Below are 15,333 nucleotides of genomic sequence, written 5' to 3' on the forward strand. Positions count from 1 at the left end.
CAGAGCTAATCTTAGTATGTTTATTTTCTTATGATAATAGTCTAAAGCGGAGAATCAACCCGTCTTTATTCTCACTCTCATTTTTTTACGGCTTAATATAAGAATATCCATCTGCTTCCAATTCAGCAATCGCCACAACCCCAGCCGGTACTACTTTTGCGGGCTTACTAATCTGACTATCAGTCATTTGATGTGAATGTAGCGCATTGTGACAGATCAGAAAATCAATCGTTGAATGGTTCTCGATAAATGTTTGGATTACCGAATCAAGTACTTTTGTCACAGCGTCGCCATTTACGACAACTTTTAGATCACTATCTGGTTTCTGTTCAAGAAAGTTATCTAGGTTAGACATTAGTCTAGGCCACACTTGCATTTCATCAATATGGAAAACAACTTTTAACATTTTTAAATACTCCTTTTAGTTTAAAATCGATCACTACTATTAGTTAGTCTAAGGGAAAATAGTTGACATATCCACTTTTCACAATGAGAATGGATTGATGAATAAATTGGGGGAGTAATCATTATGAAAAACGAAAATACAACAGGTGCTAATAAAATCTTTATTTTAATTGCCTTAGGTATGTTTACTTTTATGTCCACCTTGGATGGATCAATCGTAAACATCGCCATGCCAATTATGTCCAAAGAACTACAAGTTTCTTCAAGCCAAATTGAATGGGTTGTCTCCATCTATCTCATGACAATCAGTTCGCTACTAATGTTCTTCGGTCGTTTAGGAGACGTAATCGGTAAAACACGGGTATTCAAAATTGGAACGGCGGTCTTCTTAGTTGGTTCATTTCTAGCCGGACTGAATATGGGACTTCCATTCTTACTCGGATCACGTGCTTTACAAGCGGTTGGTGCTTCAATGACCATGTCGAATAGTTTTGGGATTACCACTAGCTCATTCCCTATGGCTCAACGTGGCCGTGCAATGGGAGTTATCGGTACTTTCGTAGCCCTTGGTGCGGTTGCTGGTCCTGCAATTGGTGGTTTGATTTTAAATTATCTTCCATGGAATTATATTTTTTGGATTAACGTCCCAATCGGGATTATCGCCATTCTCTTTGGACTAAAGAGTTTACCTAAAAGCGAAACTTCTTCAAGTATCAAAGATCTAGACTGGCTTGGAACTATCTTATTTATGCTATTTGTTAATACTTTCTTCTTCGCTATTTTACAAGGACAAGAAAGTGGCTATAGTAATCCAATCATTATCGGATCGTTAGTCGTTTCACTTATTATGTTATTCCTATTTATTAGAACGGAAAATAACTCACCCAAAGCTTTACTAGATTTATCGATTTTTAGAATTGCGGATTATAGTTTAGGACTCCTTGCAGCGCTGTTCGTATTTATCAATGGATTCTTCTTTAATGTATTAATTCCTTATTACTTGGTAAATGCACGTGGATTTTCATCTGGTATCTCAGGAACCTTGATGTCGATCATCCCACTAACCATGGTTGTCTTTGGGCCTCTTGGTGGTGTTTTGGCTGATCGATTTGGTGGTCCCAAAATCACTGTAATTGGACTAACTACTTTACTAATCTCACAATTAATTGTTGTTACATTTAATTTGAACACGCCAATGTGGGTGTTCTTCCTCGCATCATTATTAACCGGAATCGGAACCGGACTCTTCCAGTCACCAAATAATGCCGTCGTTATGTCGTCTGTTCCAACTAATCGACTCGGTATTGCTGGTAGTGTAAATGCGTTAGCTCGAAACTTAGGTATGATTTTAGGTGTTAGTTTATCAACAACATCCCTCTTCCTCGTTATGAGCATGCGAGCTCACAAAACAATTACCACTTACCCAACTGGACAACCAAACCTCTTTATTTACGGAATGCACATCGCATTTATCATTTCAGCAGTACTATTGGTAGTCGCTGATTTGATTGCGATTGAACGTTTACGTCAAGGTAGTAAAAAAGCTACTGCAAAATAAAAATAAGCCTGAACAAAAATTGTTTTTTTGTTCAGGCTTATTTAGTTCATAAACTTTAATAGTCTAAATCGGGAAAATCAGGCTGACAAAAGGATGAAAGTTTCAAAGTCCGAAACTTTCCTGCTCGGCTCAAATCACCTCGGTCGCCGCCCTAGCTATAAAAATCAAACGATTCCAAGTACGAATCATTCGANTACGCCTTATTTTCCACTCTCTTATTTTTCTTCTGGAAACCATATTTTAATTTCTCGTTCGGCACTTTCGATACTATCAGAACTATGCACCACGTTTTGAATTGAACCCTTATCCCATTCACGAGCAAAGTCGCCGCGAATTGTACCAATTAAAGCATCTGATGGATTGGTTGCTCCTGCCATTTTGCGGAATGTTTCAACAATATTCTTACCACTGACAATCATGGCAACAATTGGACCAGACTGCATAAATTCTTCGATACTAGGGTAAAAAGGTTTGTCTACTAGTTGATTATAATGTTCTGCTAATTGTTCTTTACTAGCATTTACCACTTTCAACGCCTTAATTTGATAACGACGATTTTCAATGCGGGTAATCACTTCTCCTATATGGCCGTTTAGCACACCATCAGGTTTTACAAGGATTAAGCTTCGTTCTTCAGTCATGATGTCATCTCCTATAATTTGTCTACCTCAACAGTATACCATTGATAAATTCAATTCAAACGGACAATTTGTGATTTTTAGTTTGAAATTGAAACCGCGTTTTACTTGGCGGATAATAAACTACAGATTATAGAAAATTAAAGGAACGACAACTATGAACAATGAAGAACTCAGACTAAACCGACTTGCTAATCATCAAATTTTTAATAAACAAGATTCTGAATTTTCCGTCCTAAAAAATAGTGTTGGAATTCAATCACAAGCCCAACGAATGGCTGAAATTAACTTGGCTATTAAATCTAAACAACTAGATTTATCCACGTTGAGCAAAGACTATGATCAACAGAAAATCGTTCGTTCTTGGTCACAGCGTTGGACATTACACCTACTAACTGTCGAAGATTGGAATTTGATAATTAACGCTCACTCTCAAGAACATCTGCCTAATAACTATTATTTAGGTGAAAAAGAACTTGTTCTCAAAGCTGAAAAAGAGCTCACACCCTATCTGGACCAGCAACGAACCTTATCAAAACCGGAGTTGGTAAAATTTCTTTCTTCGATGATGACTGAACAACAACTCGGCACTAATTTAATCTATGCAATTTTGCAAACCTTGACTGCCAATGGACACGGGTTTTTCAACCCCAACAGTACTACACAACAATTTCAACTAGTATCAGCTCAAAATATTTATCAACCAATGTCGATTGAAAGTGCTGTTCAACAGTTAATCGTCGAATACCTAAACGGCTATGCTCCAGCTAGTTTAGAAGACTTTGTAAAATGGACTGGTATTAAGGTTGGTATTGTTCGTCCGATTTGGAAACAAGTTACATCCGGTATGGAACACGTTGAAATTAATGGAGTAATCAATTATGCTCCACACTTTCTAACCAAATTAGAGCTACAGGATATTGATAACGACGCACATGACAATGTTCAAATCGCAGCTCGTTTTGATGCATTAATGACCGGGTACATTCAAAAAGAATGGCTCATTCCGACTGAATATCAATCCATAATGTGGTCGAAGAACGGTATTCTTATGGCACCAGTTCTAGTTGATGGCGTGGTAATCGGTCATTGGACGTACAAGGTGTCTGGCAAGAAAGTGAACTTTGAAGTAATCACCTGGAAAAAGATTTCTAAGGCTAAGCAAAAATTAATTCAGGATAAGTTATCAGAGGTTGCACTCTTTTTGGAAAAAGTTCCCAATAATATTCAATTCCAGCAGCTCTAATCTATTTAACATATGCAGTTCTAAAGTTCATTGCACCACTGAAGTTATTAAATACCACACCTTTAAGACGAGGGTTTACTAACACGTGTGTACGTCCTTCATAAAGTGGTGTTACAGCTTGCTCTTTTGCCACAATTTTAGCTGCTTGAAGTAGATCATTATATCGATCTGAACCTTTCAACGCATCAGTTCCATCAGCCTTCGTCATTAAATTGTCGAAGGTTTTATTTTTGAAATGACCCATGTTGGAATTACTGTGTGATGTAAGAATCGTTAAAGATTGATCAGGATCAGCAAAGTCCATATTCCATGCTGTTAGATTAAGCTGGAAATGTCCTTGTGAAACTTTCGCCAACATTGAAGGAAATGGTAGTGCTTGAATTTCAACGTTTAATCCCTTCAAATGACCAGTTAGCTGACTTTGAATAAATTCTGCCATTTGGTGAGTATTGTCGTCATCACCACAAGTAATCGTCAAATTAATTTGCTTTTGGTTTAATTCTTTTTGAGCTTTATCAAAATTAGCTTGTGCATCTGACGGCTGGTAATCTACAGTGTTCTTAACATATGCTTCATCGGCAAAATCGCGTTGATCCTTAGGACTTTTAGCCATATTTTGAACCGCAAAACTCTTAGCTGGAATTGATCCGTTTTGTAATATCTTTTGTGTTAATTGTTTACGGTCAATAGCCTGTGAAATTGCCAATCTCAGGTTCTTATTAGCGGCAACCTTATTCTTCTGATTATATTGAATGAAGCCAACACTGCCTGCTGATAGTGTCTTTAAAGCTGGATTCGATTTATTTGCAACATTCTGTTCACCAGTTAGAGTTGCTACATCAAACTTATGTGCCTGATACATGTTATATGCCGTTGAATTAGACTTCATCACTTTATAGTTAATTTTGTTCAATTTAACAGCTTGATGATCTCGATATTTTGGATTCTTTTTCAAAACCCATGCATCGTTAGTTCCAGTCCAGTTTTCTAAAGTGAATGGACCATTAAAGCTCGTTGTTGCAGCTGAAGTTCCGTATTTATTGCCAAACTTCTGAACTGATTTTTGATTAATGGGATAGAAAGTACTGCTGGCAAGTAGTTTAGTAAAATATGATGCTGGCTTTGAAAGTTCAATTTTCAGTTGATACTTACCCACAGCTTTTACACCAAGTTCGCTAGTTGATAATTTTCCTGCTGCAACTTGGTCCGCATTTTTAATATTTGAAAAGACATACGTAAATTCAGATTTAGTTTTGGGATTTAATGTTCTTCTCCAAGAGTAAACAAAGTCTTGAGCTGTTACTGGATCTCCGTTACTCCAGCGTCCATCATGCTTTAAATCAATTGTATAGTTCTTACCATCTTTTGAAATGCGAGTTTTGTCAGCTAAAGCATTAACTGGTTTACTGTTAGCATCCAATCGATATAATCCTTCATCAACTTCCGTTAATTGTGAATTAGAAACACTATCCGTACTCTTTGAAACATCTAGTGTTGATAACGCATTAGTTGTATACAAATTAATTGATTGTGGTGTTGTTTTAGAATGTCCTTTTTGAATATTATGAAAACTCACTGCTCCTAAAATAATAATGATTCCGCCTAAGAAGGCTAATAAACGTTTGTGGTTGGCTAAACTCATGATACTTTCCTCCGAAATTGTTTTTATAAATAATAGCTAGGAAGTCCATTAAGCTTTGCCATCGTACTAATACCATGTGTTTCACCCCGTTTTTAAATTACAAAAAAAACCGCCCTTAACAGCCAATGTGTTAAGGACGGTTTCCCGCGGTGCCACCTTAATTAAATCCTATTGAGCTATCGTAAAATAACCCTAGGATCCCTCTCCACAGAGAACTAACATTCTCCTGACAACTGACGTATGTCGCACGTCTTTCCGTACTAAAAGTTCGGGAAAGCCCTCGGTAGTCCATTTAACTATCTGCGTTCAGCCATATTCTCAGCAACAATGACTCTCTGTATGTGCACAATAATCTTGATCTCCACCTCATTGGTTTATAAGGACGATATTCATGTTGGAAATAATACTACAGCTCAACCAATAAAACTGTCAAGCTCTCTTTTTGTAAAATCAATTTTAACTTTGCTATTTATTAACGATAAACTTTGCTGCTTCGCCACTATTCACAAGTCGCACATTTTCCGCAACAATCTCCGCCATTCCATCACGTGCTTCAACCGTCGCATTTCCAATATGTGGTGTTAAAACAACGTTATCTAGTTGCTTAAACTCGTCTGCCACTTGAGGTTCAGCTTCATAAACATCCAACGCCGCACCAGCAATTTCATTCTTTTGCAATGCCTTTAATACAGCTCGTTCATCAATGATTGGTCCCCTAGCGGCATTGATCAAGTAACTACTTGATTTCATATTTGACAAAGCATTTGCATCAATCAGGTGTTTCGTTGCTGGTCCTAATGGGACATGTAAAGTAACGACGTCGGCCGTTTTAATCAACTCATCTTGAGGAACATACTTCACTTTATCAGCTAATTCATTATCAGCCAGAAGTGGATGGCGCTGACTATAAATCACATTCATATCGAATGCTAATAGTCGTTTGGCAACTGCCTGACCAATACTACCCATTCCAACGATTCCAACTGTTTTATTCTCTAGTACATGTCCAAGGAAAAATAGTGGTGCCCATCCATCAAAGCCTTTCGACCGCATTAAACGATCACCTTCAGGCATTCGATGCATAATACTTAGGATTAATCCAACGGTTACTTCAGCTGTGGAGGTTGTTGAAACACCAGGCGTATTGGTTACTGGTATTCCTTGTTGTTTAGCAAAATCAACGTCAATATTATTAAAACCGGCACCATAATTAGCGATTAATTTTAAATTAGGTGCTGCTTGGATAATATCCTTATCAACATTTGTTGATAGAGCCGTAATTAAGTAATCAGCATCCCGAACGTTTTCTTTTAACTCATCATGACTAATTAAGCCGGTGCCTGAGTAGCTTTCAACATCTAATCCGGCTTTCTTCATAATATCGGTCGCCTTGGTTGGTAATTCAGCGGATAAATATACTTTTGCCATTTAATAATCATCCTTTCCTGAAGCTTTCTATGTGCCCATTCTACAATAATCTCGAGCAGAAAGCCGGTTGGACGGGTTATATAAACTAGCTACTTACTTCTTTTAAAATTAAAACGCCACAACTTCTTATCTGAGTAGTCCAGCACATGTTTTTCATACAAACGAACGGCACCCCAGAGTGAGAAGCCAACTGCAATGGCTAATAACACGATACTGATATAAGCTTCACTAGTTGTCGCATTTCCAATTGCATAACGAACTGGCATTAAACTTTGTGAAACGAATGGGACAAAAGAACCTATCTTCACTAAAATCGAATTACTATTCATCGCAATAAACGAAGCGGCATAAGCTGCCAATGCAATCATTGAAAGTGGTGAAATTGCTTGTCCAACTTGATCAGAACGAGCTACTAATGCACCCAATCCAGCGGCTACAATCGTATAGAGCATGACACCTAAGATAAAGAATAGGGCTAAGATCAGTACAATTGAAGGTTGAAGTTCATTTAAGTTCAATCCCTTCAGCATACTGATTGACTGCCCGAAGTATTTAACTCCAATAAATGCTGACAAGGCCGTAATCGCTACTTGAATCAAAATAAGTACAAACATAGCAGTTACTTTAGCAAAGAATTGAATTCTTGGTTTAACACTACTTACCAAGATTTCCATAATCTTCGAGCCCTTTTCTGTCGCAATTTCTTGAGCAATCATCGACGCGTAGTTAAGCATGAAAATATAAATCAATACCGTGACGATATTAGCTAATATCAAGTTAATAGCCTGTTGATTATTCTTTTGAGCTTTCTGTTTACCATTCGTATAAGAAACCGACTTGGTTTCAAATGTTGCTGGTGTAAATAGCTCTTTCAATTGCTTATTGCTAAGACCTAACTTGCTGGCAGAAAGTTGGGTCTTAATTCCATTAATACTATTTTTTAAATTGCTTTTGTCTAAATCATTACCATTAGTTCTAGTTTTGTATGTTGCTTTAATGTCATTATTTTTAGTGTCGACAACTAAGTATCCATCGATTTTTTCTTTAGATAAAGCTGCTTCTGCTTTGTTTTCTGTATCTAGGTTAGTCTTTACTTTATAATCACCGTTTGTCTTAGCATGTACTAACGCTGTCCGGAAAGCCTGATTTTCAGAAACAATGGCAATCTTTGGAGTCTGACTAGTTTGATTAGAAATAAAGATGAACAAGCCTATTCCAAGCATTGCAATGACCGGAGTCAGCAACATAACAATATAAGTAGGTGTCTTAAAATTTTTGACGATTACTTGTCGAACGATTACCCAGAATTTACTCATTGCCTTCACCTACTTTCATACGGAAGATTTCATCTAGTGTTGGTGGCTGTTGATCAAATTGCTTGATATAGCCATTTTTAGTAGCCTTTTTAAAGACCTCCTTACCAACCTCGGCATCACTTAATGTAACTTCAAAACGAGGGCCATGCTGTTGAACATCTTCAACGCCATCAATGGATAATAATTCTGATTCTGTTAGTGGTGATTGCAATGTAATTCGCGTATCACCAAAGCTATCACGGATACTTTCAGTTGGACCATTCAAGACTGTTTCACCTCGACGCAACATCATTAATTTATCACTGATTTTTTCGACATTACCCATATCATGTGATGAATAGATGATTGCTGCTCCTTGAGCACGCATGTCCTCAATCCCTTTTTCCAATAGACTGGCATTAACAGGATCTAGTCCACTAAAGGGTTCATCCAAAATAATAAACTTCGGATCGTGGATTAAAGTAGCGATAACTTGAACCTTTTGCTGATTACCTTTGGAAAGGTCTTTAATCTTGTCAGTTTTCTTTCCTTTAACATCGAAACGATTCATCCAACTATCCAGTTTTTGTTTCGTCACAGCTGGCTTTTGTCCCCGTAATTCAGCAAAATAAACTACTTGTTGTTCAATCGTCATTTTTAAATAGAGTCCACGTTCTTCTGGCAAGAATCCGACCAAATCGTGTTCATCCTGTGTAAATGGTTTTCCATTCCACAACACTTCTCCTGAATCAGGCTTTAGTAAATCCAAAATCATACGAAAAGTAGTCGTTTTACCAGCTCCATTTTGGCCAATCAATCCAAGTATTTCACCCTCTTTTAAGGTGAAGCTTTCATCATTAACCGCAACCATGTCACCAAAACGTTTATTTAAGTGTTTTACTTCTAACATTATGTTGCCCCCTCTGCTTAATTTATAATTGAAATGGCTGCAAAAGCTGTTCCAATTAAGATTGCTATTCCTAATTCCATAATTGTTCGACGTTTAGCAAATTGACTATCCAACAATTGACCGGTTTTTAAATAGTAAACAATATCATGATACGTTTGTAGTTTCAGTCCCATTTGCCGTTGGCGTTTAGAACCAAAATAAATTGTTGCAATCGTTAGTGCCAATCCAATTAGCCATGACCAAAAGTACAACGTTAGATTGTTACGCGTTAAGAACATGGCGATAAAGTAAACAATCAAAATTGAAAAGCGCAAAATGGTATCCTTGAGCACCATTCGCTGTAGTTTTTTGGTCTGAATTTCATCCAGATCCCCACGTACCAAATCATCTAACTTCACATGATATAAATCGGCCATTAAAAGTAAGCTTTGAATATCAGGGTAGTTATGGTCATTCTCCCAATTTGAAATCGTTTGGCGTGAGACATGAATTCGATCAGCCACATCATCTTGGCTAAATTGATGCTGTAATCGTAGCTTTTTAATCTGTTGACTAACTTGCAATTCCTTACCTCCTTCACCAAACTATACAAATGTGTTCAAACTGTCTATCAAATGTTTTTGACACCGCATTAGACTGGACTTTCTTAACATCAGTATAGCAAAAAAGTAGATAAATATACTTCATTTATCTACTTTCATTTAACTTAAATTAACTTTCAAACATTTCCATTAAATCTGATTCTTCTAACTGTTGCTTTTCATCGCCACTCACGTTAACTTTGATTTCACCGTCTTGCAACATTAAAAGACGATTACCATACTTCAAGGCATCTTCCATTTTATGTGTAATCATCAAAACAGTTAGATTATTTTCTTTAATAATCTGATTGGTTAACTTCATGACAGCTTCGCTGGTCTTAGGGTCCAGAGCAGCCGTATGTTCATCCAATAAGAGTAAATTTGGTTTACTAAGAGTTGCCATAATTAAAGATAGAACCTGTCGTTGTCCACCTGAAAGATACTTAGCCTGCGTATCTAATCGATTTTCTAATCCCATGTCCAATTTAGCCAGGACTTCTTTGAAATGATTCCTTTCACTTTTAGACTTGAACCACGTTAAATTGAAATGCCGTTTACGGTTAATCGCAATCGATAAATTTTGTTCAACAGTTAAATCGCCTGCTGTACCAAGTTTTGGATCCTGAAATACTCGAGAAATCCATTTTGAACGTCCAGCAACTGGCTTCTTAGTAATATCATTACCAGCAATTTCAATCGTTCCTGCATCCGCAATTAGAGTTCCCGCAACTGTATTTAACAAAGTTGATTTTCCAGCCCCATTATTACCAATCACTGAAATAAAATCCCCTTGGTTAATATTTAAATTGATATTTTTTAAGATATGACGTTGGTTGGCAGTTCCTGGGAAGAAGACTTTTTGAACCCCATCCATATTTAATACTGAATTATTATTCATTTATTGTCTCCTTTTCTCCTGAATCTAATCCTGCCAAGTACTTATTCAACTGACGCTTTTCGTTTATTTTTCCTTGAATCATTGGGACCACAATTACGATAATTAAGACAATTGTTGATAGAATCTTCAAATCATCTGGTGAAACTCCCACGTTCATCGCAATCGTTAGCAATAAGCGATAAACAACTGCACCTAATACCATCGCAATCAATTGCCAAAGCATCCCACGTGAGCGAATAAAGATTTGTCCGATTAAAACTGAGGCCAATCCAATTACAATCGTTCCAATTCCCATTCCAATATCTGAAAAACCATTATTCTGAGCAACCAGTGAGCCTGACAAGGCGATACAACCATTTGAAACAGCATATCCAAGAATCACCATTCGGTCAGTCTTAATTCCATTTGCAGCACTCATCATTGAATTATTACCAGTAGCACGGACTGCAAGACCCATTTTAGTTTGGAAGAATACCCATAATAAGGCGATTACTACGATAGCAATTAACACTCCCACCACAATCGTTTGTGCATTACTATCGAGTGAATCAGGTAGCATGGTCATCAACGTTTTTTGCATTCCAAGGGGTAAATTAGCGCGCCCCATGACGTGCATATTGATTGAATACAACCCAGTCATTGTTAAAATTCCTGCTAATAGTGATGGGACATGAAGCTTAGTATCTAGCAAACCTGTGATAATACCTGCGATACATCCAGCTAAAAATCCCACAATTGTGGCAACAACGGCCGATTGTCCATCGACCATCAACTTGATTGTAACTGCCGCACCAAGCGGAAAACTACCTTCAGCCGTCAAATCAGGAATATCTAATATTCTAAATGTAATGAATACTCCAATAGCCAAAAAGGCCCATATCAATCCTTGCGCAATCCCAGTAATAATCATTTTAAAATGCTCCTCTTACTCTCGTTTGATTAAGGTTCTTTAATATCGTTAGCTTTCAATCCAAGATGTGTGGCACGATCTTTGTTAACGTATAAATGCAATGAATCTGAAGTTTCAACCGCCATATCCTGTGGCTTTTTATTATCTAAAATAACTTTGGCAGCCATTTTCGCTGTCTGTTTACCTAAATCTTTGTAGTTAATTCCGTAAGTAGCTGTTCCACCATCTTCAGCCATTTCAATTGAACCTGTGACAACTGGTAGTTTGGCACTTTGGGCTTCTTTACCAATAATCTTCATGGAGCTTGCCATCAGGTTATCTGTTGGTAAGTACAGTCCTGAAATTTTACCGCTTAACGTGCTTAGTGCAGATTGAACATCATTGGTTGATGTCACACTAACTAGTTTTAATTTAATATCGTGAGCGGCGGCGTATTTCTTAGCAATACCTACTTGAAGGACTGAGTTCTCTTCAGATGAGTTGTACATAATTCCGAGTGGCTTGTCGCCTTTCGTCATACTCTTTAGTAATTTAAGTTGTTTAGAAACCGGAGCTACATCGCTGGTACCAGAAACATTTGTGCCGGGCTTTTCATTACTCTTAACTAATCCTGCCCCTTTTAAATCCGTCACCGCAGTTGTCATAATTGGTGTCGTTTTAGTTTTCTTAGCCACCGCCTGTGCTGCAGGAGTTGCGATTGCAAGAATTAGTTTCGGGTTCTTTTGTGAGACTTGCTGTGACATTGTATTTAAATTAGCTTGGTCACCTTGAGCATTTTGATAGTTATAATTAACTTTCCAGTCGGAGTGCTTTGCTTTAATTTCTTTATTTAATTCAGTTTTGAAGCCTTGACGAGCGGCGTCTAATGAACCATGTTGAACAATTTGTAAAATTCCGACGTTCACTGTTTTATTACTACTGGATGATGAACATCCTGCCATTCCTAAGCCTAGTGCTGCCATTGCCATTCCTAACATAATTTGTTTTTTCATCATAAGTCCTCCAAATTTTAATCTAGTTTCAATCACCAGTTATTTTTTTGAAATAAAAAACCAGCTAGATTGAGGACAATCTAACTGGTCATAGGCCTATGTTTTCCCAGTTAGATTGGATCTCGTATCTAACTGGCTTAATTTCATGTTAAAAATCTTTAGCCATTACTTAGATACGAACGCTTGAGTCCGGCGTTCGTATCCGTAATTCGAATACAAACGCTATCTAAAGAAAAAGCTAAAGGCAAATTCATTATTCAATTGTGAGTGTTTTATAGTTTGCATATATATGCACCTCTCAAATTGATTAATACTAGGTTAGCATTTAATGAGAATCACTGTCAACATCTTTTTTAATTAGCCATTATTTTTTAAAGCTTCCACATTTTTAGAGTCTGAAAGGAATGTCTTCAAATCTTCCAATAGACTAGCTTCAGTTGGATGCCAATCTAACTCGCTTTGTGTTAGTTCACTACTAGTTGGGTTGTTTTGTTGAATGGCATCAATAAACCAACCGAAATATGCTTTGCCAGATTCCTGATCCAATTTTTCAACAGGTAGATTGAGCGTGTCACCAATCGTTTGGGCAATTTCTTTAACCGGAATTCCAACTTCCGCAGCTGCATTATAAACAGAACCAGCCTTACCTCTCTCTAACGCATCCACAAATAATTTAGCAGCATCTTTACGATGAACTGATGGCCAAACGTTTGCTCCATCACCGACATAAGCTGCTTTGCCACTGTTGATTGCCATTCCAGCTAGAATCGTCCCAAATCCCTGACGCTGAACATCATGAACGGTCGGTGACAATCTAACTGCTGTTGCACGAACACCTTTATCCGCATAACTTAGTGATAAGATTTCATCCTCGGCACGACCAACGGGGTTAGCGGAAGAATCCTTTTCAGTAGCGGGACGTCCTAAATCCTCAACCATTAGTGTACCTGATGTATTTACGAATGGTTTGTTAGTATTCACAAGCTCATTTTCCATTGCTTTAATAGCTGTTAAGTCTTTTTTGAGTGATTCTTCATAATTATTAAAGTCATTCACAAATGCTAAATGAATTACGCCATCACTTTCAGCAGCACCTTTAGCCAATACGTCTGGTGTATCCAATGATCCACGTAATACTTGTGCACCAACTGCTTCCAATTTTGCTTGTGAACTATCTGAACGAGCTAAACCTAATACATCATTTCCGCGACGAATTAATTCTTTAACTACTTCTGATCCAATAAATCCTGTTGCTCCTGTTACAAATACTTTCATGTTTTTATGCCTTCTTTTCAATTTATAAAAGATAGATTAATCTTAAAAGAGATTATAAAAGATTGTGTTATCTTTTTCAAGTAATAAATATCAATTCTTTATAATAAATATGGTTATAATAAACCTGAATACATTATGAAAGGAGTTTCATTTACTATGAAAGTTATCTTAATTACCGGTGCAAGCAGTGGGATTGGTTATAAAGCTGCCATTCAACTCGCAAAAGAAGGTTATAAGGTTTACGGTGGCGCGCGTCGGGTCGAACGTATGCAAGCCCTGACCGATTTTGGTATTACACCACTTGAGCTTGATTTAACTAAACCTCAATCACTTAAATTTGCAGTTGATCGCATTATTGAAGAGGAAGGCCACATCGATATCCTCGTTAATAACGCGGGATACGGTTCATATGGAGCAATTGAAAATGTCGATATCGAAGAGGCTAAACGACAATTTGATGTAAATATTTTTGGACTTGCTCGCTTAGTTCAACTCGTTTTGCCACACATGCGTAATCAGCATTCCGGTCGCATCATTAACATCTCATCAATGGCCGGCAGAATGACTACTTTCATGGGTGCTTGGTATCATGCTACTAAATACGCTCTGGAAGCCTTTAGTGATGCTTTACGAATGGAAATTAAACCCTTTGGAATTGATGTTGTAATTGTCGAACCTGGTGGGATTAAAACCGACTGGGGATTGATTGCTGCTGATCATCTCGAAGAATCATCCCAAAACTCTCCTTATGAAGAAATGGGTCATGCAACTGCTAAAAAACTACGTCGTGAATATACAACGGGACCTCTTTCCAAACCTGATTTAATTGCTAACACGATTACTAAAGCGGTTATGAGTAAGCGTCCTCGGACGCGTTACTTAGTTGGTTTCGGCGCAAAACCGGTTGTATTTCTTCATACTGTATTGCCCGATCGTTGGTTTGATGCTTTTGTTAAGAAATTCGTGTAAATTAATTAGGTTTCCTAAATAATAATTGCATCCGTCTGCGTATTTTCATATACTAATTTCAGAGGGTAAATTATGAGTTCACATTTAAGCAAACATCAATTAACTGAAAAATTTTATGAATTAACCATGCTATTTAACATTGAAGCACGAAGTAAGGAAGACGCTCCTTTAGCCTATCAAGGGCAAGGAAATATCTTACTAGCACTTGAGCAAGAAGACGGTATATCACAAAAAGAACTAGCTCAACGCTTGCACATTAGCGCCCCTTCAACGACTGAATTTGTCAGCAAACTCGTTAAAAAAGGACTGGTTGAGAAAACTAAGTCTCCTAAGGACGGTCGCGTGTCGCTAATCAGTTTAACCGACGAAGGCAGAGCTAATTTAAAACAAATGAATCAAGCCGAATTGGACGGCTGGGATTATTTAACGGATGAACAACAACTAGAGTTAAATAATCTGATGGAAGTTATGATTGCCGGTATGGATAAGCAGTATTCCGGTTCTGATCATCAACGAAGTATTTCTGAGATTAAACGGGATTATATGAATAACAAAAAATAAAGGGGCTGGGAAATAACTAGCCTAA

The 15,333-nt window shown here is 37.4% G+C and carries 15 protein-coding genes; 4 read left to right on the forward strand and 11 right to left on the reverse strand.

Annotated features, from left to right (window positions below; translation table 11 throughout):
* Positions 1-85 precede the first annotated feature (85 nt).
* Entirely contained in the window at positions 86-406 is a 321-nt protein-coding gene (locus IV88_RS07750) for a DsrE family protein (protein ID WP_057800334.1), read from the reverse strand.
* A gap of 123 nt (positions 407-529) precedes the next feature.
* Between IV88_RS07750 and IV88_RS07755 the strand changes: the two genes are divergently transcribed.
* The gene (locus tag IV88_RS07755) at positions 530-1,963 is read left to right on the forward strand and encodes an MFS transporter (RefSeq protein ID WP_057800335.1); all 1,434 of its coding nucleotides are present in this window, start codon (positions 530-532) and stop codon (positions 1,961-1,963) included.
* Positions 1,964-2,178: 215 nt separating this feature from the next.
* Here the strand turns inward: IV88_RS07755 and ndk are convergent, their stop codons facing one another.
* Complete coding sequence (ndk, locus tag IV88_RS07760) at positions 2,179-2,604, reverse strand: nucleoside-diphosphate kinase (RefSeq protein ID WP_057800336.1); 426 nt, start codon at positions 2,602-2,604, stop codon at positions 2,179-2,181.
* Between the two features lie 154 nt (positions 2,605-2,758).
* Between ndk and IV88_RS07765 the strand changes: the two genes are divergently transcribed.
* Entirely contained in the window at positions 2,759-3,847 is a 1,089-nt protein-coding gene (locus IV88_RS07765) for a DNA glycosylase AlkZ-like family protein (protein WP_057800337.1), read from the forward strand.
* Between the two features lies 1 nt (position 3,848).
* Here the strand turns inward: IV88_RS07765 and IV88_RS07770 are convergent, their stop codons facing one another.
* From IV88_RS07770 to IV88_RS07810, 9 genes are all read right to left on the reverse strand, one after another.
* Positions 3,849-5,489 (reverse strand): peptide ABC transporter substrate-binding protein, encoded by a 1,641-nt coding sequence (locus tag IV88_RS07770; protein ID WP_057800338.1) that lies wholly within the window; start codon positions 5,487-5,489, stop codon positions 3,849-3,851.
* Between the two features lie 465 nt (positions 5,490-5,954).
* Positions 5,955-6,917 carry a 2-hydroxyacid dehydrogenase family protein gene (locus IV88_RS07775; protein WP_057800339.1) on the reverse strand — a complete coding sequence of 321 codons (963 nt, stop codon included), beginning with the start codon at positions 6,915-6,917 and terminating at the stop codon, positions 5,955-5,957.
* Between the two features lie 89 nt (positions 6,918-7,006).
* A complete protein-coding gene (locus tag IV88_RS07780) occupies positions 7,007-8,233 on the reverse strand; it encodes an ABC transporter permease (protein ID WP_057800340.1) in 1,227 nt (408 codons plus the stop codon).
* Positions 8,226-9,122 carry an ABC transporter ATP-binding protein gene (locus tag IV88_RS07785; RefSeq protein ID WP_057800341.1) on the reverse strand — a complete coding sequence of 299 codons (897 nt, stop codon included), beginning with the start codon at positions 9,120-9,122 and terminating at the stop codon, positions 8,226-8,228. Before IV88_RS07785 ends, IV88_RS07780 begins: the two co-directional genes overlap by 8 nt.
* Before the next feature lie 17 nt (positions 9,123-9,139).
* Entirely contained in the window at positions 9,140-9,685 is a 546-nt protein-coding gene (locus tag IV88_RS07790; protein WP_057800342.1) for a helix-turn-helix domain-containing protein, read from the reverse strand.
* 148 nt (positions 9,686-9,833) lie between these two features.
* Positions 9,834-10,601 (reverse strand): ABC transporter ATP-binding protein, encoded by a 768-nt coding sequence (locus IV88_RS07795; RefSeq protein WP_057800343.1) that lies wholly within the window; start codon positions 10,599-10,601, stop codon positions 9,834-9,836.
* Positions 10,594-11,511 (reverse strand): ABC transporter permease, encoded by a 918-nt coding sequence (locus IV88_RS07800; protein WP_057800344.1) that lies wholly within the window; start codon positions 11,509-11,511, stop codon positions 10,594-10,596. The genes IV88_RS07795 and IV88_RS07800 overlap by 8 nt, the downstream gene beginning before the upstream one ends.
* 29 nt (positions 11,512-11,540) lie before the next feature.
* Positions 11,541-12,503, reverse strand: coding sequence for an ABC transporter substrate-binding protein (locus IV88_RS07805; RefSeq protein WP_057800345.1), 963 nt, complete (start codon positions 12,501-12,503; stop codon positions 11,541-11,543).
* A gap of 357 nt (positions 12,504-12,860) precedes the next feature.
* Positions 12,861-13,778, reverse strand: a complete 918-nt coding sequence (locus tag IV88_RS07810; protein ID WP_057800346.1) for an SDR family oxidoreductase — start codon at positions 13,776-13,778, stop codon at positions 12,861-12,863.
* A 156-nt stretch (positions 13,779-13,934) separates the two neighbouring features.
* Here IV88_RS07810 and IV88_RS07815 point away from each other — a divergent pair, with 156 nt between their 5' ends.
* Both IV88_RS07815 and IV88_RS07820 read left to right on the forward strand, forming a co-directional pair.
* Positions 13,935-14,747: an oxidoreductase gene (locus IV88_RS07815; protein WP_057800347.1), complete on the forward strand. Its 813-nt coding sequence runs from the start codon at positions 13,935-13,937 to the stop codon at positions 14,745-14,747.
* A 72-nt stretch (positions 14,748-14,819) separates the two neighbouring features.
* Positions 14,820-15,308, forward strand: a complete 489-nt coding sequence (locus IV88_RS07820; RefSeq protein ID WP_057800348.1) for a MarR family winged helix-turn-helix transcriptional regulator — start codon at positions 14,820-14,822, stop codon at positions 15,306-15,308.
* The last annotated feature ends 25 nt before the right edge of the window (positions 15,309-15,333 follow it).

Origin of the sequence: Pediococcus argentinicus (assembly GCF_001437605.1) — a bacterium.
Classification (GTDB): domain Bacteria; phylum Bacillota; class Bacilli; order Lactobacillales; family Lactobacillaceae; genus Pediococcus; species Pediococcus argentinicus.